Below are 21,495 nucleotides of genomic sequence, written 5' to 3'. Positions count from 1 at the left end.
TCTTCGCACCTCTGATTGATTTACTTTTCATTTACAAGAACAGCCGCTGGATATCGTTCCATGTGACGACCAGCATAAGAAGCATTAAGAAAGCTACCCCGATAAATACAACAAATGCTTCTTTTTCCCTGTTAATCGGTTTGCCCCGAATCGCTTCAATAAATAGAAATAACAGTCTTCCTCCGTCAAGTGCAGGAATCGGAAGCAAGTTGACAATCCCAAGGTTAATACTTAAAAACGCAGCAAACTGGAATAAGTTCACTAACCCTGTTTTCGCCACTTGGTCTGTCATGTCATATATGCCGACAGGACCTGACAGCATATCAAGTTTAAATTGGCCTGTTACTAACTTGCTTAAGTTGGTTAAAATGGCTTTGGTGACGTCAACTGTTGATGTCGCACCGTAAGCAACTGCTGAGAGAACACCTTTTTCAGTCGGCGCATAGGAACCGAAACGTCCGATTGTTTTTTTGTTCTCATCTTTAACAGCTTCCGGAGTCACTGAAATATGAAGCGTTTTGTTATCTCTTTTTACGGCAACATCTATTTCTTTATCCGGGTTTTCTTTTACAGCGGAGACAATGTCAGTCCAAGATCTCATTTTCTCTCCGTTAATGCTTTGGATGTAATCTCCTTCTTTTAGCCCTGCTTCCGCCGCCCGTCCATTGTCAGTCAGCTGCCCGAGCATAGGCTCATTTGACGGCACGCCTTGAACCAACCCAAGCATCACTAAAATCACGTAAGCTAAAATAAAGTTCATAATCGGCCCTGCAGCAATTGCTTTAATCCGCTGCCACACAGGTTTGGAACCAAATTGGCGATTATACGGCGCAATTTGCACTTCTTCTCCGTCTACAATGAAAAAGGATGTTTCGCTGACAGTAAAGCTGGAAAGCTCATCCTCTTTCCCTTGTTCATAGCCAGTGATCTTCATATCATGCTCTAAATCTGCTGTTTCCACTTCGATGACTAAAGCATCCGGGTATTTTTCCTTTTGATTGATAATAACTTTCTCAACTTGATCTTCTTTATTAAACAGAAGACCAACCGTGTAACCGGGTTTCACCTCAATCATTTCCGGATCTTCGCCGGCCATACGGACAAATCCGCCGACTGGAAGGAGCCTGATCGTATAAACTGTTTCATTTTTTTTGAAAGAAAAAATCTTTGGACCGAAGCCGATCGCAAATTCACGGCAGAGAATTCCCGCTCTTTGGGCTAGCAATAAATGACCCAGTTCATGGAAGAAAACGAGCGTTCCGAAAATAATGATAAACGCTATAACTGTATTCACGAACATACCACCTTATGTGAGTATTGAATTGACGTATCCCCGGGTATCTTTGTCCACTTCTTGAATGTCCGCCAGGCTCGGTTTTTTAATTAACTGATGGCGGGATAGTGCCTTTTCGATACAGTCTTCAATAGCCAAAAACGGTATCTTGCCGGCTAAAAAGGCAGCAACAGCTACTTCATTTGCAGCATTTAGCACTGTCGGCATTGTTCCTCCTATTTTACCTGATTCAAAAGCAAATTGTAAGCATCGGAACCTGTCAAAATCAGCTTTCTCAAAATGGAGGCTGCCGATTTCCCATAATTCAAGCCTTTTCGCATCTGGTAATGGCAAGCGGTCAGGGTAAGTGAGTGCATACTGGATTGGAACCCTCATATCCGGAGTTCCGAGCTGTGCGATCACACTTTTGTCATGAAACTCAACCATTGAATGGATGATGCTCTCCTTATGTAAAACCACATCAATTTGTTCATATGGGATATCGAAAAGCCAATGTGCCTCGATCACCTCTAATCCCTTATTCATCATTGTAGCCGAATCAATCGTAATTTTTGCACCCATTGACCAATTCGGGTGTTTTAATGCGTCCTCAGCTGTTACTGATTCGAGCTCATCCCGCGTCTTGTCCCGAAAGCTTCCGCCGGATGCCGTAATGATGAGGCGTTCAATGTTTTTAGCCTGTTCGCCTTGTAGCGCTTGAAAAATGGCCGAATGCTCACTGTCAACAGGCAGCAGCGGAACATCATATTTCTTAGCATGTTCTTTTACTATATGCCCTGCAGTGACAAGAGTTTCCTTATTTGCAAGCGCAATTGTTTTTTTCTGTTCAATTGCCTTTAACGTCGGGATGAGACCGACGCTTCCGAGTAAGGCGTTGACAACTATGTCAACCTCCTCCATCACTGCTGCTTCTATCAGTCCTTCTTCTCCCAGCCCGATTTGGCATTCAAAAGAAAAAGACATTTGTTTTAGTTTATGATATGTATCCAGATCACCGGCAGAGACAAACTTCGGCTGAAAGGCCTCTATCATTGGAACGGCCTTATCAATATTTCTGCCAAACGACATAGATATCAGCTGAAATTGATCTTGATGTGTACGCAGTACGTCAAGAGTCTGTTCGCCGATTGATCCTGTTGCTCCTAAAAGACAAATATTTTTCAAAGTTGCCACTACTCCTATTCTTTGTGCTGCATGATCAGTCTCATATTCATATTAGACTTTTTTATGAAAAAAGGGCAAGCAGAAAGTACAAGAAAGGCATGACAAACAAGAAACTGTCAAAACGGTCTAATATCCCGCCATGCCCGGGAAGAATCTTTCCAGAATCCTTTACATCGTAATGTCTTTTCAAGGCGGATTCCACTAAATCTCCAAGTTGTCCGAAAACAGACAAAAACAGCGTGATCAACAGCATATAGATATACGGGATCGGAAGATGTGCAACAAGCTGAAAAATCGTCGCCAATACAAGCGCGATAACGATTCCGCCTGCAAATCCTTCCACTGTTTTATTCGGACTGATTTCTGGCCACAGTTTCCGCTTACCAAGCGATTTCCCGACAAAATACGCACCGGAATCCGTGGACCAAATCACAACACACGCGTAAAAAATGTATGTTAACCCGTATTGGTCAAGATTTCTGATTTCTATAAAATAATGAAAACACATTCCAATGTAAATTGCTGCAAGCGTAATAAAACCGACTTCATCAAAAGTAAAGGTGTTTTTCACCAACACTGTGTAAGTCAGCAAAAGCAGTACCGCAAACAAAGCGATTTCCATTTTTGAAATACCGTCTGCTTCAAAAAACGAATACTGGCTTGGCAATAAGAACATCCACAATAATAAAAGACCGATCAAACCCGGCAGTGAAACCAGCTTCAGCTTTTTCATCCGTAAAAGTTCAAAAAGCGCCACACTGCCCATAGCATAAATTAATATGGTGAACGGCAATTTCCCGACAATAACCAAAAATAAAAATACAATTGCTGCCAGAACACCTGTCAAAATTCTTTGTTTCATGTCCACCATCCTCTAAATTCCGCCAAACCTCCGGCCTCTCTGCTGATATTCTCCTAACGCCTGTAAGAAGTGATCTTCTTTAAAATCAGGCCACAAGACGTCAGTAAAGACAAATTCACTGTAGGCAACCTGCCATAGCATAAAATTACTCAGTCTTATCTCGCCGCTCGTTCGAATTAAAAGTTCAGGGTCCTGCAAAGATTCAGTCATTAAATAATTAGAAAAAAGCGATTCATCAATGTCTTCAATATTCAAAGAGCCATCCTTCACTTTTTCCGCGAGTGTTTTTGCAGCAGTGACAATTTCAGTACGACCTCCATAATTGAGAGCAAAATTAAGAATCATTCCGTCGTTTTGCGCCGTATCCTGTACTGCCTTTTCAATCGCGCGTAATGTGTGTGCCGGCAGAGCCGTTTCATCTCCAATGATCCGAACCTGTACATTCTCCTCAATAAGCTCTGGAAGATACGTATTCAAAAATTCTTCCGGAAGCTTCATTAAAAAATCGACTTCCATTTTCGGCCTCTTCCAGTTTTCTGTTGAAAATGCATACAATGTCAGTACTTTTACACCTAATTCGTTTGCAAGCTTCGTTGTCCTTTTTACCACCTTCATCCCTTCATGGTGGCCTGCAATTCGGGGAAGAGAGCGTTTTTTAGCCCAACGGCCATTTCCATCCATGATAATGGCGATGTGTTCGGGAATTTCTCCCTTAAGTATGTCTTCTTTTGTATAACGTTCTAAGTTGGAAGCCGCAGTTTGCTGGTTCTTCCAATTTTTGAGTATGTTGAGCATGAGATTCCTCCGTCACCCAAAAAGGTTGCATTCCCTGCTGATAATCAATGTAATCAACAGTATTAACAAAAAAACCCCCTGTAAACATGAGAGGGTCTTTTCACTATTATCTATTGTACATAGTTTTTCATTAAACTTCCATGATTTCTTTTTCTTTGTCTTTTGTGACACTGTCAATTTTTGACACATATTCATCTGTCAGTTTTTGAACGTCTTCAGTTGAAGCACGCAGTTCATCCTCAGTAATGTCTCCGTTTTTCTCAAGTTTTTTGAGATCATCGTTAGCATCACGGCGAACGTTACGGACAGCTACTTTCGCGTCTTCAGCATATTTTTTTACAACTTTCACTAATTCTTTCCGTCTTTCTTCCGTTAATGCCGGAATCGCAATTCGAATCATATTGCCGTCACTTGTTGGCGTAAGACCTAAATCAGCTTTTAAAATCGCTTTTTCGATATCACCGATTGCTGTTTTGTCGTATGGCGTTATCACGAGCATACGAGCTTCAGGCACATTAATAGAAGACAACTGATTTAAAGGTGTCTGTGCTCCGTAATATTCAACCGTTACTTTATCTAATAAAGATGGATTTGCACGGCCTGCGCGTACAGTAGCCAATTCACGTTGATAAGCAGCAATTGCTTTTTCCATTTTTTTCTTTGTTTGAGTTAATACTTCTTTTGACACGTTATTTCCCCCTCACGATCGTTCCGATTGATTCACCGATAACGGCACGTTTGATGTTTCCTTCTTCCATAATAGAAAAGACGATAAGCGGAATGTCATTATCCATGCATAAAGATGATGCTGTTGAATCCATAACTTCCAGGCCGTCTTTAAGAACGTCAAGATAAGAAAGTGATTCATACTTAACAGCTGATTCATCTTTTCTAGGATCAGCATTATACACACCGTCAACATTATTTTTAGCCATTAAAATAACGTCTGCTTCAATTTCAGCAGCCCGCAGTGCAGCTGTCGTATCAGTTGAGAAATATGGGTTTCCTGTGCCCGCAGCGAAAATAACGACACGTTTTTTCTCTAAGTGGCGTATCGCTTTTCTTCTTATGTACGGTTCAGCAACTTGTCTCATTTCAATGGATGTTTGCACTCTGGACTGGATTCCGAGTGTTTCCAAGCTGTCTTGAAGAGCAAGCGAATTCATAACTGTCGCCAGCATTCCCATATAGTCAGCAGTTGCACGGTCCATGCCCAGGTCACTTCCTGTTTTTCCGCGCCATAAGTTGCCGCCGCCTACTACAACAGCCACTTCGACTTCAAGCTCAGCGATTTCTTTCACTTGCTTTGCAATGGATTGAATGACAGTTGGGTTAATTCCATTTCCCTGTTCTCCTGCCAATGCTTCCCCGCTAAGCTTTAATACGATACGTTTGTATTTTGGTTTTTCCATGATAACCTCCAAGTGTAAACATTGCCGTTTTCTATTATGCAAGAGAAAAAAAGGTTTGTAAATATAGTTTTAAAAATAGGGAACACAAAGTGTGTCCCCTATACTGCCTGAAAAGACGCGACTTGGCCGCGAAATCTTTTCACCATTATTTTTTCACTTGGTTCATTACTTCTTCAGCAAAGTTTTCTTGACGTTTTTCGATGCCTTCTCCAACTTCATAGCGTACATAAGTTTGAACAGTTGCGTTTTTCGCTGCAACGACTTGTTTCACTTTTTCATCTGGGTTTTTAACGAACGCTTGGTCTAAAAGACAAATTTCTTCGAAGAATTTGTTCAGACGGCCTTCAACCATTTTCGCTACGATGTTTTCAGGTTTACCTTCTTGAAGGGCTTGCTGAGTTAAGATTTGACGCTCATGATTTCTTTCTTCTTCGGATACTTGATCACGAGAAATGTAACGAGGGTTAACCGCAGCAACGTGCATTGCGATATCTTTCGCAGTTTCTTCGTCAGTTGTACCGTTCAGAACAGTTAATACGCCGATGCGGCCGCCCATGTGAAGGTAAGCACCGAATGCAGAGCTGTCGTCTTTTGTAAGAACTGTAAAGCGGCGAAGTGTGATTTTCTCACCGATTTTAGCAACTGCGCTTGTGATGTACTCTTCAACAGTAGAGCCGTTTTCCATTTTTTGACCCATTGCTTCTTCAACATCTGCTGGAGTATTTGCAAGAAGGTGGTCAGCTAAAGTGTTAAGAAGCTCTTTGAAGCCTTCGTTTTTCGCAACGAAGTCAGTTTCAGAGTTTACTTCTAAGATAACGCCTTTGTTGCCGTCAGTTTTAATAAGAGTAGAACCTTCTGCTGCGATACGGTCAGCTTTTTTCGCTGCTTTTGCAATTCCTTTTTCTCTTAAAAGGTCAATTGCTTTGTCCATATCTCCGTCAGTTTCAGTTAACGCTTTTTTACAATCCATCATGCCCGCGCCAGTTTTTTCACGCAGTTCTTTTACTTGCTGTGCAGTAATTGCCATTTGTATTCCTCCTTATATGTTTAAACAAGAGTATGTATAATACACATTTTTCTTGAAAAAAGGTGATAAAAGGCAGTCCCTCTTATCACCTTTTGAATAGGTTACGCAGTTGTTGTTTCTGTTTCTGGTGCAGTTTCTTCAGCAGCTTCCGCTTCTTCTTCGCCTTGCTTCGCTTCTAAGATTGCATCTGCCATTTTAGAAGTTAGAAGTTTAACAGCGCGAATAGCGTCATCGTTCGCTGGGATTACAACATCGATTTCATCTGGATCACAGTTAGTATCTACGATACCGATGATAGGGATGTTTAATTTGCGAGCTTCCGCAACAGCGATGCGCTCTTTGCGAGGATCGATGATGAATAATGCATCAGGAAGACCCTTCATATCTTTAATTCCGCCTAGGAATTTTTCAAGACGCTCTAATTCTTTTTTCAATTGAACGACTTCTTTTTTAGGAAGGACATCAAACGTACCGTTTTCTTGCATTTTTTCAATGTCTTTAAGACGTTTAATACGTTTTTGGATTGTTTCAAAGTTTGTTAATGTACCGCCCAACCAACGTTGGTTGACATAGTACATGCCAGAGCGCTGAGCTTCTTCTTTGACAGAATCTTGAGCTTGTTTTTTTGTTCCGACGAAAAGGATTTTTCCGCCTTCAGCAGCAAGATTTTTAGTGAAGTTGTAAGCTTCCTCTACTTTTTTGACTGTTTTTTGAAGGTCAATGATATAGATTCCGTTACGCTCCGTGAAAATGTAACGCTTCATTTTTGGGTTCCAACGGCGTGTTTGGTGACCGAAGTGAACACCAGCTTCAAGCAATTGCTTCATAGAAATGACTGACATGTTATTTCCTCCTAGTATAATGGTTTTTTTCCTCCGCTTAGGTCATTTTTGTGCAGAACTGCCGCCTGCAGCACCCTCTGCATAAATCGTTAAGCGTGTGTATTTAACACCAAGACATAATATAACACAGCTTTATCCGACAATCAAGAATCCTTTACACCTTTGGAGCGAAATTTTAAAAATAGCTCGATTTCTGTCTTTCCGCTCTTCAGTTTCTGAGCAATTTGACTGGCCGAATACCCCTGCTCATATAATTCTATGACCTGGTCTTCAAATGATTGGGCATTGCTGTTAACGCTCTCTTCCTGACGTTCAACCTCAGTAATCAGACCTTCAATATGCTCAAGAAGATTCTCTTCTTCTTGAGCTGCATCCCGCTCTGAATCTTTTTTGGAGCGCCGAAGGTCTGGCTTTTGGGTTTCTTCTTCCGCGTGACTTGAAGGTGAACCGGTATTTTCTATCAGTTTCTCATTTTCTTCTTTTAATTCAAGAAGAAATGCCGCCAAGGTGTTTTCCGTCTCTTCAAGTATCTTCTTTTGCTGTTTTTCAGTTTCTTTCACAGCCGCGAGCCTCGTATACAAGATAATGACAGCGTACAGAAGAACACCGTGGAGCGTAAAGCTTAAAAGCCATAATAGTGTTGACATGTTTTTCACTCGCTAACCATGAAATTCATTATTGAATTACTTTTTCAAGCAGATTCTTTAATTTAAATAGTGCCTTTGAATGGATCTGTGATATGCGGGACGTAGAAAGATTCAATACTTGTCCGATTTCTGTCAATGTCAGCTCCTCTTTGTAGAACAAACTGACAACAAGCTGTTCTTTTTCAGAGAGTTCGTGAATTTTTTCAGCAAGCTGTGCAATCAGTTCATCCTTCATAATCTTTTCTTCAGGCGGAACATTCTTGTCATCTCTGATCATGACCTGAATGTTTTCACCGTCATCTTGATCGTGGAGCTTTTCATCAATTGACAGCAGATTTGCAAAAAAACCTTCATTCATTGTTGACACTACATCCTGTACCGTCATTCCGAGTTCCTCTGCAATTTCTGCGGGCGATACGTTCCGAAGATAGCGCTGTTCAAGCTTTTCAATTGCTGCTTCAACCTTCTTTGTTTTTTCACGGGAGGTTCTGGGCAGCCAATCTTCTTTACGAAGCCCGTCTATGATTGCACCGCGAATTCTAAACGAGGCATAGGTATCAAATTTTAAGTCCCGGCTGGGGTCAAATTTTTCAAGGGCATCATATAAACCAAGCATACCAAGGCTCATAAGATCGTCTTTATGCACTGATTTCGGCAGTCCGACAGAAATTCTGCCTACATGATATGTGACAAGCGGCATGTAACGGCGCATTAAATCGTCACCGGCTTTAGGATCTTTCCACTCTTTCCAGCGCGTCCAAAGCACCTGATCTTCATAATTCAAGGATTGCATTGTTATCCCCCTAATACCTTAATTAAATCGTTTTTTCACCTTGTTTAACAGTTCGAATATGCAGCATGCAGGACTTCGGTTCAAATTCTATCGTCCGGCCGCTTGAGCCGCCCGTATCTTCACTAATGATAGGAATATTATATAAAGACAACTGTTCCTTTATTGCTAATACATTTCTCGGTCCTATCTTCATCAAATCATTTGTCGATTTAAATTTAAACATCTCTGATCCGCCGGCCAGCTTTGCTTTTAATGCAAATTTCCGGCATCCTGCTTCTATCAGCATATCAATCGTGGTCTTTACGGCTGTGTCAGCATACTTAGCTCGATTGAGTTCGGCAGTTTTCGATAACGTCGAATCCGGAAGCATGACATGGACAAGCCCCGCCGTTTGCTTTTCTTTATCATAAAGCACCAGCCCCACACATGATCCCAACCCAGAGGTCCTGATGGTGTCCGGGAAGCGGGCGACCTTCACGTCAGCAATTCCAACCTTTACAACAACAGCCTCAGTTGTACTCATAATGATGCACCCAAGGCGACAAAGAGCTTTTCAAATGAATCATAGTCCGGCAGCATAAACATATGCGCTTTCAGCTCCTGCTGATGGCTTTGGTCAAAAATTGACGTGTCTACAACAATGGCGTGTTCTCCAACCTGACTGAGCTCCATCAGCCCTTCGCTGATCACAGCGCCGAACATGTCCAATGAAACTTCAGGAACACTTGGATAAAGCTGGAGTTTCGTCAAATCCGCTAAGGCCGTTAAATATGATCCTGCTAAAATATTGCCCAGTTCATGCAAAGCGGATGAGCTCATATGATCTTCACCTAAGTCCTCTATATCAAAATCGGGGTTGCCAATCAGCTCTCTGATAAACTGCTCCGCCTGATAAAAAGGCATTATAAAGAACATTGAACCCGTTAAGTCGCCTTCCATTCTTAAAAAAATGCTGGCAACCGGGATATCGGCGCCGCCGAAAAAATCGACAAGCTCATCGAAAGACAGCAGCTTTGCAAACGGGACTTCCATATCTATCTTTCTATTTAACAGCTGGGCCATTGCAGAGGCGGAGTGGCCGGCGCCTATATTGCCGACTTCCCGCAAAATGTCCATCTGCTCTTCTTTGATTCCATTAAAAATACTCATGTCATAACCCCTTTAAGATTAAGCTTGATCGGGCACAGCGGACTGAGATGATTCTTTATCCAACACCGCGTTCGCGTCAATAATATTTAAGAGTCTGTTCTCTTGTTTCACAATCTGTTCGATCGACACATCCGTATCTTTCTGGATGCCTTCTGGAGCGGATTCTATTTCACTTTCGTGTACGGTAATCACATCATTAGCTTCATCCACAATCCAGCCGATTTCAGTATCACGATAAGCAATAATGATAATTCGTGTTTCATCGGTAATTTCATACTCTGGCAAATTCAGGCGCTTTCTTAAATCAATAACCGGAGTCACCACTCCGCGCAAATTGATTACCCCGCAAATATATGGTTCGACGCCAGGCACTCTCGTTGGCTTTTGCCATTTTTCAATTGATTTCACCTGAGTGACGGAAATGGCATATTCTTTACCATTTACCATAAAGACAATCATTTTTTCGCCTGTTTTAATTTCTGCAGTCATGTGAGACACCTCCTCGAATGGTTAAATAATCAGTGCATTACAATCAATAATGAGCGCTACTTCTCCGTCTCCTAAAATAGTAGCTCCGGAAATTGCAAAAACGTTTGTTAAATAATCTCCGAGTGATTTCAGCACGACTTCCTGCTGGCCAATAAAGGAGTCCACCACAAATGCAGTAGGTTTGTCGCCTTTTTTCACGATAATGATATGGAGCTGTTCCGCATCTGGTCTTGTATCTTCTATTTTAAACTCTTCTTTTAAATAAACGACAGGGACAATATGCCCTCTAAAGTCAATCACTTCACGGTCATGCGTTTGCAAAATGTCTTTTCTGTCAATAACTGCCGTTTCAATGATTGAAGAAATCGGAATGGCAAATGTCTCTTCTTCCAATTTGATCAGCAGAACTGAAATAATAGACAAGGTAAGCGGAAGCTGGATGCTGAATAGAGAGCCTTGACCTTCTGCAGATTTCACACTGACTGAACCGCCCAGAGACTCCAGTTTATTTTTTACAACATCAAGTCCAACACCGCGGCCGGAAATATCAGAAATTTGATCAGCAGTTGAGAACCCTGGAGCAAAGATCAATTCGTAAATTTCATTGTCTTCTAAAGTTTCAGCTTCTTTTTCCGTAATGACCCCGCGCTCAAGTGCTTTTTCGAGAATTTTTTTGCGATTAAGGCCTGCACCGTCATCCTCTACTTCGATAAAGACATGGTTGCCGCTGTGATAAGCTTTAAGTACAACTTTTCCTGATTCCGGTTTTCCCTTTTGCAAACGTGTTTCCGGCGACTCGATCCCATGGTCAATACTGTTTCTGATCAAGTGAACGAGAGGATCTCCAATCTCATCGATCACTGTTCGATCCAGTTCAGTTTCCGCACCGATAATCGAGAGTTCGATTTTTTTATTCAGCTCTTTTTGAAGCTGGCGAATCATTCTCGGGAACCGGTTAAAAACGGTTTCAACCGGAACCATTCTCATATTAAGAATAATCGATTGCAAATCTCCGGAAATTCTCGTCATTCGTTCAACCGTTTCAGTCAGTTCATTGTGCTCAAGCTCTTTTGCAATCTGCTCGAGACGCCCACGGTCAATGACAAGCTCTTCAAATAGGTTCATTAAAGAATCAAGTCTGTCAATGTTGACACGAATTGTTTTAGACCCGCCGGCTGTATGCTTCGCCTGTTCATCGTTTTTAGCAGACTGCTTTTGTTTCTCCTGCTTCACAGGTACAGGCGCTTGCGAATCTGCCGGCTTAGATTCTTCCGGCTTTTCAGCTGATGTTAAAGGAGCCCCTTGGATGACTTGAACATGCTCAATTTCTGAAACGCCATTGATTAATTGTTCAATCTCTTCCGCTGATTGATGTGTTAAGAAACAAACTTGAAAGTCAGTGCCGAAATCTTCTGTTTCAAGCACTTCCGCACTTGGAATTGTTTTGGCTACTTCCCCAACTTCATTAAGCTTTTCAAACACCATATAGACACGAACTGCTTTTAACATACAGTTTTCGTTCAGAGAAATCTTGATTTCATATCGTTTGAAACCTTGCTCCTCAGCTTCTTGTATAACAGTCCGCTCAAATTCGTCATATTCCCAATCAGATGCTGAAACAGCTGCTTCTGCAACTTCCGCAGAAGCAGCTGTTTCAGCGTGCGCACCATTCACATCAAGCTTGGCACTCACTTCTGAGATATCTCTTTTACCATCCCCGCCGTCAATAATAGACTGAACCATAGCTTCCAGGTGATCCAAGGCTTCAAACAAAATATCCAGCCAGTCTGGGGTAACTGCCATGTCTCCGTTTCTGAATGCATCCAGCACGTTTTCAAGCAGGTGGGTTAGATGTGCTAAGTCGGTATAGCCCATCGTTGCGCTCATTCCTTTTAATGTATGGGCAGCTCTGAATATATCATGAACGAGCTGAAGGTCAGTCGGGTCTTTCTCTAAAAGGAGAAGCTTTTCATTACATGTTTGTAAATGTTCTTTACTCTCATCAATAAAGACATCTAAATACTGATTCATATCCATTTGAATCACACCCTTTCTTTTTTCACACAGCTTGTGATGGATGCTGCGATATCTTCCACATGTTTAATCTCATGGATGAGGCCCGCTTTAACAGCTGCTTTCGGCATCCCATATACGACACAAGAATCTTCAGACTCCGCAATGGTTTTCACATTGCCGGCCGTAACCATGTCCTTTAAGCCGGCAGTGCCGTCACTGCCCATTCCGGTCATGATAACCGCTACTTTTTCATAGTCTGCCAGTTTACCGACAGAACGGAATAAATAATCAGCTGATGGTTTATGACGGCTTGGCGTATCAAGATTATCAAGCACGATCTGGAGTCCTCCGCTGTTTTTGATAACGGATATGTTTTTTCCTCCCGGTGCTATGTAAACACAGCTGTTAAGAGCTGCTTCACCATCTTTTGCTTCTTTTACTTGAATGTCGGATAAATGATTCAGCCGCTCAGCCAAAGAAGCAGTAAAACCTTCAGGCATATGCTGAACAACAACCACTGGTGCGTTCAAATCCTTAGGGAGCTTCGGTATCACCTTTTGTAACGCCCTTGGACCGCCTGTTGATGTGCCGATACATACAATTTGTTTGCCTGTGCCGGGTCTCGGCTTGCTTAATTCAGGCTTTACAGCACGTACTATAGGTTCAGGCCGAACTGCCTGTGAAACAGAGTGTTTCCGCTTGCCGGAAAGTCCAGCCGCGACAACACGCTCAACCAATTGTTCTTTAATTTTGTACAAATCCAGAGATATTGAGCCTGATGGCTTTGTGATAAAGTCAAAGGCACCGATCTCTAAACAATTAATGGTGCACTCTTTTCCTTTTTCGGTCTGGCTTGACACCATGATGACCGGCAAGTTATAAATCTCAATGATTTTGCGCAGTGTGTCTGTTCCATTCATGACCGGCATTTCAACATCAAGAGTAACAACATCCGGTTTTAGTAATTCAATCTTCTTAAGCGCTTCTTCTCCGTTTCTCGCAGTTCCGATTACTTCTATCTGCTGTTCCTCGGTTAAAAAGTCACTTATCATTTTTCTCATGAAAGCTGAATCATCAACTACAAGCACACGAATCAAATTAAGCCCTCCTCATTAAAAAAGAAGATAATTTCTCAATAAATGTCTGTTTGTCTTCTTTGTGTCTTGTTTCTTCTCTTTCAAACAAGGCGTCCGCTAAAAGACGGACTGACCGGCTGGCTTTTGCCTGAGGACTTTTTATGAAAAAAGGAACCTGTTCGATAACTGCTTTGCCCACGATCGGATCGTCAGAAACGGAACCGGCAAACTGAACCTGAACATCCAAAAACATATGAATCGTGCGGGAAAGGCGAGTAAAAGCCTCCAGCCCTTCCTTTTGATCACGGCACCGATTGACAGCCACATTCATTGAAAGTTTATTTCCTGTTAAAACCAAGTGCTTGACAGCGCTGTATGCGTCCATGATGGCCGTTGGTTCGGGAGTTGTTATGATCAAAATATCTTCTGCCGATAAAATAAAAGGCAGCTGATCTTTTGATAAGCCCGCTCCCATGTCAAACAGCACATAATCGAACTGGCTTAGTGCATGAGAAAGCTCATTAGCAAAAAACGCCCATTTTTTCTGATCCAGCTTGAACATTACATCCAGGCCGGTTCCCCCTGATATATACCGCAAACCCTTTGGCCCAGTGGATAATGACTGCATCAAAGGCTTTCGATCGGTTAATACATCGATAATCGTGGCGGACGATAAGTCTCCAATTAATATATCAATGTTCCCCATCCCAATATCAAGATCGATGAGCAGTACCTTCTTACCTTTACCCTGCAGCGCAAGGGCCATATTTAAGGTAATATTGGATTTTCCGACACCGCCCTTGCCGCTGATGACAGCAAGTGTCTTCGCTTTTTGTGAATAAACCATTGGCAGAACACGCTGACGCTTTTCCATTTTCGCCCGTAAAGTTGCTGCTTGGTCAAATCTATTCATCTGCACAGCATCCTTACAAAATCAAGTGGAGATACAGTCTGTATATCCTCCGGCACATTCTGGCCGTTCGTTATAAACCCGGCACCTATTTTTGATTCTTCCAGTATATTAAATACAGAACCTAAGGAAGTAGTCTCATCTAATTTCGTAAAAATAAACTGATTGACAGGGACGGATGAAAAACGTTTGACAATATACTTCATATCTTCATATTTTGCAGTCGCGGATAAAACGAGAAATGACTGAATGCTGCTCTCAAAAGGAATCGTTTCTTTCAATTCTTCAATGTATTGCTGCTCCTTGAAGTTTCTTCCGGCTGTATCAATAAACACATGATCATACTCAGAAAATAACTCCTTCGCCTGCTGAAATTCTTCTTTTGTATAGCAAACTTCCAGAGGAGCCTGCAGCAGTTCGGCGTATGTTTTCAACTGTTCAACAGCTGCTATCCGATACGTATCTGTTGTAATAAAAGCGATTTTTTTCTGTTTTTCAAGCATAGATATGGCTGCGAGCTTAGCCAGTGTTGTTGTTTTTCCAGCCCCTGTTGAACCAAACAGCACGATATACTTTGAGTGAATAGGCTCCTGCCACTTGTCTGCTGAAGGCAGCGTATCGCATAGTATATCCTGAAGTTTGCCGATCACGTTTTCTTCCGTCAGACCGCCCGCTTCCACAGAGCAGCGAAGCAATTTTTTCAGAGCACTCGTCTTCGTCGACTCTTTAATTCCCGTTTCCTGCAAAAGCTTTTCTGCTTTTCGCAGCGGCTCAGGAAGTACAGATTGATAAACTGAAAAATCACCAGGCTCATGTTGCGCCGGAATTTGAGGGAGATATGTCCTCTCCTCTATTTTCGGACTGCTGACCGGAGTTTTTAATGCTGGTTTCGGCTCAGTTGCTTTCTTAGGCCTTTTTTGCTCAAGAAAGTCCTGATCCAATACGGCAATTACTTCAACAGCAGGCTTGTTGATGAGTCCAAACCATTTTCGTTTTTTAATGTTTTTCGAATTTAATATGACCGCTTCATTACCTAACTCTTTTCTGATGAGAAGTGCCGCTTCTTGCATTGAAGCAGCAGTAAATTTTTTTATTTTCATTAAATATCCACCACTCCAATGCTTTGTACCTCAACATTCGCCTCAAGTTCGTTATAAGAAAGTACCGGAAGGTCAGGGAAGTATCGTTCCAGAAGCTGTTTCACATACATTCTGACAGGCGGCGAGCAGAGAAGGATCGCAGTTTCCTGACGTAATGAAAGCTGTTCGGCTTCTTTAGCGACGGAGCGTACAATACTTTCTGAAACATCTGGTTCAAGCGACAAATAATTTCCGTGTTCTGTTTGCTGTACACCATCTGCAATTGCCTTTTCTACACGACCCGAACAAGTAACAACCTTCAACACTTCATTTTCTTTGGCAAACTGGGCTGTAATTTGTTTAGCCAGTGCCTGTCTTGTATACTCTGTCAAAAGATCAGAATCTGTTGTTAATTTTCCATAGTCAGCAAGCGTTTCAAAAATGGTTACTAAGTTTCGGATTGAAACTTTTTCTTTCAAAAGCTTGGCCAGCACCTTTTGAATATCACCGACAGACAACGGATTAGGCGTAACCTCTTCCACAAGGACTGGATACGTTTCTTTCAAGTGATCGATCAGCTGTTTCGTCTCCTGTCTTCCGATCAATTCGTGGGCATACTGCTTAATTTTCTCCGTAATATGGGTCGAAACGACTGAAGCAGGATCGACGACTGTATAACCAAGCATGTCAGCTTCATCTTTTACCGATTCGCTAATCCACTTGGCTGGCAGTCCGAATGAAGGTTCCACTGTTTCAATCCCTTCAATGAGATCGTCTTCAGGTGTAGGCGACATCGCTAAATAATGATCAAGCAACAGCTCGCCTTTTGCTACTTCGTTGCCTTTAATTTTCAATCGGTATTCATTAGGCTGTAACGCTATATTGTCTCTGATGCGCACGACAGGAATGACAAGCCCGAGTTCCAGAGCCAACTGACGGCGTATCATCACAATTCGGTCTAATAAATCACCGCCTTGATTGGCATCAGCAAGCGGTATCAGACCATATCCAAACTCAAACTCTATTGGATCGATGTGCAGAAGCTGAACAACGCTTTCAGGGCTTTTAAGGTCGTCAACCTCAGCCTCTTCCTCGAGAATCTCATCTACTTCTTCTTTTTCCTTACCTGATTTAGATAGCATATAAGCGCCGAAAGCAAGCAGCCCTGCAAGCGGCCCCGTCAGAAAAATGCCAATCGGAGTGAAAATACCAAGAAGCAAAATCGTAGATGCTGCGACGTATAAAAGCTTTGGATAGGCAAACAGCTGACCTGTAATGTCATGCCCTAAGTTTCCTTCAGAGGCAGCTCTAGTCACGACAATACCCGTCGCTGTAGAAATTAACAGCGCCGGAATTTGCGAAACAATTCCATCCCCTACAGTCAGCATTGTAAATTTTGAAGCGGCCTCTTGAATGGACATGCCCTGCTGAAGCATTCCGATCACGATACCGAAAATAATATTGATCATCACAATGATGATTCCGGCAATCGCGTCACCTTTTACAAATTTACTGGCACCGTCCATTGCTCCATAAAAGTCTGCTTCTCTTGCCACTTTTTCGCGGCGGTGCTTCGCTTCCTGTTCGGTAATCATCCCTGCGTTTAAATCAGCATCAATACTCATCTGCTTCCCCGGCATTGCGTCCAGCGTAAACCTTGCTGCAACCTCGGAAACACGTTCAGCACCTTTCGTAATCACGATAAACTGAATAATAATAAGGATGATAAATACAACGAGTCCAACTAATACATTTCCGCCGACAACGAAGTTTCCGAAAGTCTCGACGACTTTTCCTCCTTCACCATGGGAAAGAATTGAACGGGTAGTTGAGACATTCAAACCCAAACGAAATAGGGTTAGAAGAAGCAACAGTGACGGAAAAATCGAAAACTGAAGCGCTTCCTGCATATTCATTGTGGTGAGAAGCACGATCAACGCAAGAGAAATATTAATAATGATCAAAATACTTAACAGCCATGGAGGAAATGGAATCACCAGCATCGCCACAATGAGGACAACACTTATTAAAACGGATAAATCTCTTGTTGACATGCTGTTTTTTCTCTCCTTTTAAATCGAAAAATTCAATATACTTTTTGTTTTGTTTTATATACGTAAGCCAGAATTTCTGCCAAAACTTTAAAAAATTCTTCCGGCACTGTCTGGTCGATTTCTACCTGATCATATAACGCACGGGCAAGCGGCCTGTTTTCTACCATCATGACATCATGCTCTTTAGCAATTTTCCTAATTTTTAACGCTAGGTGGTCTACACCTTTTGCAACAATATAAGGAGCGTCCATTTTTTCTTCATCATATTTTAGGGCAATCGCATAATGGGTCGGGTTTGTGATAATGACATCTGCTTTTGGAACTTCCTGCATCATCCGCCTCATCGCCATTTCCCGCTGCCTTTGTTTAATTTTAGACTTGATAATCGGGTCTCCTTCAGATTTTTTGTACTCATCTTTTATATCCTGCTTTGACATTTTGATATTTTTCTCATAGTCAAATCTCTGATATAAATAGTCGAGACCAGCAAGTATCAACAAAACCCCCGCACCGCTCAGTCCCATCCACAAGGTGAGTTTTGAAACAAAAGAAAGTGCCTCTTCGGGTGTCAGGAGCGGGAGCCGGAGAATTTCTCCATAATGCAGCCAAAGCACAGCGAAAGCTGCAAAACCGACAATTGTGATTTTCAATATGGATTTAATCAGCTCTACAATCGCCCTCATACTGTATATTCGTTTAAAGCCTTTGATCGGGTCCAGCTTTTCAAGCTTAGGCTGTATCACTTCAGTAGAAAACAAGAACCCTACCTGCACATAGTTGCTGACGACCCCTGCAACAAGGGCTACAAGTAAAATCGGTGCAAGTATCATGCCCATATCCTTTAATAAGCTGATAAACAGTGTATGAACATTGGATTCTGAGAGCTTCATTGTGAGCGACTCGGTATAAAATGTTTCTAAAAATGACAGCAGCCTGTCTCTCATATACGGGCCAATGGCAATAAACGAAAGGAATACTACTAGTAAAGAAATAGCGGTATTGACATCCGAGCTTTTGGCTACCTGCCCTTTTTTTCGCGTATCCTTCCGTTTTTTCGGAGTGGCTTTCTCCGTCTTCTCTCCCGCAAAAAACTGCAGGTCAATTCTAAGCTTCATTAAGAAACACCGACCAATGCTAAAAGATTCCGCATCGTTTCAATCGTTAAACTGAAGATATTCCGCACAACGACGAACATAACGGACATACACACAATGAGCATGATGAAACTGACAGCGATCTTTAAAGGCAGACCGACCACAAATACATTTAATTGCGGAACAGTTCGAGCCACGATACCTAATGCTAAATCAACAAGAAACAAACTGGCCACAACAGGCGCTGACATTTGAAAAGCGATAATAAACATCGCATTAAAGCTTTTCGCGATAAAATAAGCAAACTTTTCATCGCCGAAATTCGGAAATGCCTGATCAACAGAAATATACTGAAAGCTGTAGTAAATACCGTCCAGCAGCAAATGGTGGGCATTGACACTCAGCATAAACAAAAGTGCCATCGTATAGATGAACTGGCCGATTAATGGACTTTGTGCACCGGTTTGCGGATCAATAACGTTCGCAATTGAAAATCCCATTTGAAAATCAATAAACGAGCCGGCAATCTGCACTGCAGCAATCATCATATAAGCTATTAAGCCTAGACAGAGACCAACCAAAGCTTCTTTAAACGTCAAGAGCATATATTGCCCATCTATCTCCAAAGAGGGAGGTTTATCAATGGTGCTGAAACAAATGACCGCGAGAAAAAAAGCAAATCCAATACGATGAACAGCTGGAACATTCCGGTGTCCAAATAACGGAATCGTTACAAAAAAAGCAGAGATTCTAATAAAAACCAATAAAAAAGCAGGAAATAAGTCAATAATTGAATTCATCTCTACATTACCCTGCAAAACGGTTTAAATTAGAAAACAGCTCTGTTGTAAATGAAAGAATGGTGGACAGCATCCATGGGCCAAAAAAAATCAGGGCCAGGAGAACCGCCACGATTTTTGGAATAAACGCCAAAGTCTGTTCCTGGATTTGAGTTGTTGCCTGAAATACGCTGACGATTAAACCGACCAGTAAAGCAATAGCCAATAATGGCCCGCTGATCATCAGCGTTACGTATACAGCTTTTTCCGCCATAGAAATTACAAATTCTGAACTCACGTTTAGCACCTACCCTAAAAGCTCTGAAGTAAAGATTTCACAATTAAATACCAGCCGTCTACTAAAACAAAAAGTAATATTTTAAAGGGCAGAGAAATCATAACTGGAGGGAGCATCATCATTCCCATTGACATTAAGACGCTCGCCACTACCATATCTATAATTAAAAATGGGATAAAAATCATAAAACCTATTTGAAACGCTGTTTTAAGCTCCGATATGGCAAAAGCGGGAACCATTGTAGTTAGCGGAATATCCTTTAATGATTCGGGTTTATCCATTTTCGCGTAATTCATAAACAGCGCCAGATCCTTCTGCCTTGTGTGTTTACTCATAAATTCTTTAATCGGTTCCTCAGCTTTCGTATACGCTTCGTCCAAGCTGATTTTGTTGTCCATCAATGGAGTTAGCGCTTCTTTATTAATCTCTGAAAAAGTAGGAGCCATAATAAAAAACGTTAAAAACAGCGCAAGTCCGATAAGAACCTGGTTTGGCGGCATAGATTGCGTCGCCAGTGAAGTCCTGACAAATGATAGAACAATGACGATGCGAGTAAAACAAGTCATAAGGATCAATATTCCAGGCGCCACTGAAAATACAGTTAACAATAATAGTAATTTAACAGTTGAACTTACGTTTTCCGGATCACTTGAACTGAAAATATTTATAAACTCATTCATGATGACGTGGGCCTTTCTTCTTTCCTTCAGAACGGTTTTGTTTTAACTCTTCAAGCTGCTCTTTTAATGCTTTTGAAAATGAAGGCAGTTTTTGCTGCGGCTGATGTTCAGAACCCTTCAGCGGTTTCACAAATTTTTGCCACTCTATTTTGCTTGACATCGCCTCTTCATGCTGGCTGAGAATCACTTCAATCTCTGTTTCATCCTCAATTTCTTTCAGCAGTTGGATCGTCTCTCCTACACCGACGACGAGCACGCTTTTTCCAACTTTGATCAATTGGATGGATCTGTTTTGGCCGACCGATGTGCCGCCAATATTTTCAACATATTGAAAAGGCTTTAGGAGCCTATTTCTTTTGTTCATGAGCTTGACCAACCCGTAAATCAGCACGATAACAAACAATAAAGCGAAAATCATCTTCACAAAATCAAAAGCTGAGACAGAAGGAGCAGCCGCTCCCTCCGTCTCATCAGCAGTTTGTGTTGTTTTTTCTTCCTTTTGCTCTGACTTATCTGCAGTTTTTTCATCTTTCTTTTGAAACCATTCGTTTACAGTTGAATTATCAGAGTCTGCCGCGGCAGCAGCAATCGGATGTACACTGGATAAAACGAAAAAACAGATAAAAGCGATGAAATATTGACTCTTTTTCAACAGTCGTACACCCTTTAACTTAATGTTTTGTTGATTGCTTCAAGCACACGGTCTGCCTGGAAAGGTTTTACGATAAAATCCTTAGCGCCTGCCTGAATAGCATCGATAACCATTGATTGCTGTCCCATAGCAGAACACATAATGATTCTTGCCTGTGCATCAATTTGTTTAATTTCTTTTAATGCTGTAATCCCATCCATTTCTGGCATTGTAATATCCATAGTAACGAGGTCAGGAGAATGCTCTTTATATTTTTCTACTGCTTGTGCTCCACTTTCAGCTTCCGCTACTACTTCAAAACCGTTTTTCACCAAAATATCTTTAATCATCATTCGCATAAATGCTGCGTCATCTACAATTAAAATTCTGTGTGCCATACTCTA

24 protein-coding genes are annotated in these 21,495 nt (G+C 41.8%); all 24 read right to left on the bottom strand.

All coding sequences use genetic code 11. The annotated features are described in order from the left end of the window. Window positions 1-31: 31 nt before the first annotated feature. Window positions 32-1,300: an RIP metalloprotease RseP gene (rseP, locus tag M0696_RS08965; protein WP_248602702.1), complete on the bottom strand. Its 1,269-nt coding sequence runs from the start codon at window positions 1,298-1,300 to the stop codon at window positions 32-34. A 6-nt stretch (window positions 1,301-1,306) separates the two neighbouring features. Continuing rightward, window positions 1,307-2,458, bottom strand: coding sequence for a 1-deoxy-D-xylulose-5-phosphate reductoisomerase (gene dxr / locus M0696_RS08960; protein WP_248602701.1), 1,152 nt, complete (start codon window positions 2,456-2,458; stop codon window positions 1,307-1,309). A 61-nt stretch (window positions 2,459-2,519) separates the two neighbouring features. Beyond that, window positions 2,520-3,329, bottom strand: a complete 810-nt coding sequence (cdsA, locus tag M0696_RS08955) for a phosphatidate cytidylyltransferase (RefSeq protein ID WP_166852916.1) — start codon at window positions 3,327-3,329, stop codon at window positions 2,520-2,522. 3 nt (window positions 3,330-3,332) lie between these two features. Then, window positions 3,333-4,115, bottom strand: a complete 783-nt coding sequence (uppS, locus tag M0696_RS08950) for an undecaprenyl pyrophosphate synthase (RefSeq protein ID WP_166852919.1) — start codon at window positions 4,113-4,115, stop codon at window positions 3,333-3,335. A 130-nt stretch (window positions 4,116-4,245) separates the two neighbouring features. Beyond that, the gene (frr, locus tag M0696_RS08945) at window positions 4,246-4,803 is read right to left on the bottom strand and encodes a ribosome recycling factor (RefSeq protein WP_248602700.1); all 558 of its coding nucleotides are present in this window, start codon (window positions 4,801-4,803) and stop codon (window positions 4,246-4,248) included. A gap of 1 nt (window position 4,804) precedes the next feature. Beyond that, on the bottom strand, window positions 4,805-5,527 hold the full coding sequence (gene pyrH / locus M0696_RS08940; RefSeq protein WP_003220923.1) for a UMP kinase: 723 nt from the start codon (window positions 5,525-5,527) through the stop codon (window positions 4,805-4,807). Window positions 5,528-5,672: 145 nt separating this feature from the next. Then, a complete protein-coding gene (gene tsf, locus M0696_RS08935) occupies window positions 5,673-6,554 on the bottom strand; it encodes a translation elongation factor Ts (RefSeq protein ID WP_222142835.1) in 882 nt (293 codons plus the stop codon). Between the two features lie 101 nt (window positions 6,555-6,655). After that, window positions 6,656-7,396, bottom strand: a complete 741-nt coding sequence (gene rpsB, locus M0696_RS08930; protein WP_222142834.1) for a 30S ribosomal protein S2 — start codon at window positions 7,394-7,396, stop codon at window positions 6,656-6,658. A gap of 143 nt (window positions 7,397-7,539) precedes the next feature. Next, complete coding sequence (locus M0696_RS08925) at window positions 7,540-8,043, bottom strand: Swarming motility protein SwrB (RefSeq protein WP_166852926.1); 504 nt, start codon at window positions 8,041-8,043, stop codon at window positions 7,540-7,542. 28 nt (window positions 8,044-8,071) lie between these two features. Next, a complete protein-coding gene (gene sigD / locus M0696_RS08920) occupies window positions 8,072-8,836 on the bottom strand; it encodes an RNA polymerase sigma-28 factor SigD (protein WP_003220911.1) in 765 nt (254 codons plus the stop codon). 22 nt (window positions 8,837-8,858) lie between these two features. Next, window positions 8,859-9,359 (bottom strand): chemoreceptor glutamine deamidase CheD, encoded by a 501-nt coding sequence (gene cheD / locus M0696_RS08915; protein WP_166852928.1) that lies wholly within the window; start codon window positions 9,357-9,359, stop codon window positions 8,859-8,861. After that, window positions 9,356-9,985 carry a CheY-P phosphatase CheC gene (gene cheC / locus M0696_RS08910; RefSeq protein ID WP_003220907.1) on the bottom strand — a complete coding sequence of 210 codons (630 nt, stop codon included), beginning with the start codon at window positions 9,983-9,985 and terminating at the stop codon, window positions 9,356-9,358. The genes cheD and cheC overlap by 4 nt, the downstream gene beginning before the upstream one ends. A gap of 18 nt (window positions 9,986-10,003) precedes the next feature. After that, window positions 10,004-10,474: a chemotaxis protein CheW gene (gene cheW, locus M0696_RS08905; RefSeq protein WP_166852930.1), complete on the bottom strand. Its 471-nt coding sequence runs from the start codon at window positions 10,472-10,474 to the stop codon at window positions 10,004-10,006. Window positions 10,475-10,495: 21 nt separating this feature from the next. Further along, on the bottom strand, window positions 10,496-12,511 hold the full coding sequence (cheA, locus tag M0696_RS08900) for a chemotaxis protein CheA (RefSeq protein ID WP_248602699.1): 2,016 nt from the start codon (window positions 12,509-12,511) through the stop codon (window positions 10,496-10,498). Between the two features lie 5 nt (window positions 12,512-12,516). After that, the gene (gene cheB, locus M0696_RS08895; RefSeq protein WP_248602698.1) at window positions 12,517-13,587 is read right to left on the bottom strand and encodes a protein-glutamate O-methylesterase CheB; all 1,071 of its coding nucleotides are present in this window, start codon (window positions 13,585-13,587) and stop codon (window positions 12,517-12,519) included. A 1-nt stretch (window position 13,588) separates the two neighbouring features. Further along, the gene (locus tag M0696_RS08890) at window positions 13,589-14,485 is read right to left on the bottom strand and encodes a MinD/ParA family protein (RefSeq protein ID WP_248602697.1); all 897 of its coding nucleotides are present in this window, start codon (window positions 14,483-14,485) and stop codon (window positions 13,589-13,591) included. Then, the gene (locus M0696_RS08885; protein WP_166852940.1) at window positions 14,476-15,576 is read right to left on the bottom strand and encodes a flagellar biosynthesis protein FlhF; all 1,101 of its coding nucleotides are present in this window, start codon (window positions 15,574-15,576) and stop codon (window positions 14,476-14,478) included. Before M0696_RS08885 ends, M0696_RS08890 begins: the two co-directional genes overlap by 10 nt. After that, window positions 15,576-17,609, bottom strand: a complete 2,034-nt coding sequence (gene flhA / locus M0696_RS08880; RefSeq protein ID WP_166852942.1) for a flagellar biosynthesis protein FlhA — start codon at window positions 17,607-17,609, stop codon at window positions 15,576-15,578. Before flhA ends, M0696_RS08885 begins: the two co-directional genes overlap by 1 nt. A 32-nt stretch (window positions 17,610-17,641) precedes the next feature. Further along, window positions 17,642-18,724 carry a flagellar biosynthesis protein FlhB gene (flhB, locus tag M0696_RS08875; RefSeq protein ID WP_222142832.1) on the bottom strand — a complete coding sequence of 361 codons (1,083 nt, stop codon included), beginning with the start codon at window positions 18,722-18,724 and terminating at the stop codon, window positions 17,642-17,644. Beyond that, a complete protein-coding gene (gene fliR, locus M0696_RS08870; protein ID WP_248602696.1) occupies window positions 18,724-19,503 on the bottom strand; it encodes a flagellar biosynthetic protein FliR in 780 nt (259 codons plus the stop codon). The genes flhB and fliR overlap by 1 nt, the downstream gene beginning before the upstream one ends. Window positions 19,504-19,510: 7 nt before the next feature. Then, entirely contained in the window at window positions 19,511-19,780 is a 270-nt protein-coding gene (gene fliQ / locus M0696_RS08865) for a flagellar biosynthesis protein FliQ (RefSeq protein ID WP_166852948.1), read from the bottom strand. A 14-nt stretch (window positions 19,781-19,794) separates the two neighbouring features. Then, window positions 19,795-20,460: a flagellar type III secretion system pore protein FliP gene (gene fliP / locus M0696_RS08860; RefSeq protein WP_003245692.1), complete on the bottom strand. Its 666-nt coding sequence runs from the start codon at window positions 20,458-20,460 to the stop codon at window positions 19,795-19,797. After that, a complete protein-coding gene (gene fliZ, locus M0696_RS08855; RefSeq protein WP_166852951.1) occupies window positions 20,453-21,112 on the bottom strand; it encodes a flagella biosynthesis regulatory protein FliZ in 660 nt (219 codons plus the stop codon). The genes fliP and fliZ overlap by 8 nt, the downstream gene beginning before the upstream one ends. Window positions 21,113-21,126: 14 nt before the next feature. Further along, window positions 21,127-21,489, bottom strand: a complete 363-nt coding sequence (gene cheY / locus M0696_RS08850; RefSeq protein WP_248602695.1) for a chemotaxis protein CheY — start codon at window positions 21,487-21,489, stop codon at window positions 21,127-21,129. Between the last annotated feature and the right edge of the window lie 6 nt (window positions 21,490-21,495).

The sequence above is a fragment of the Bacillus rugosus genome (assembly GCF_023238245.1).
GTDB lineage: Bacteria > Bacillota > Bacilli > Bacillales > Bacillaceae > Bacillus > Bacillus rugosus.
This window is presented reverse-complemented; position numbering and strand designations above follow the sequence as displayed.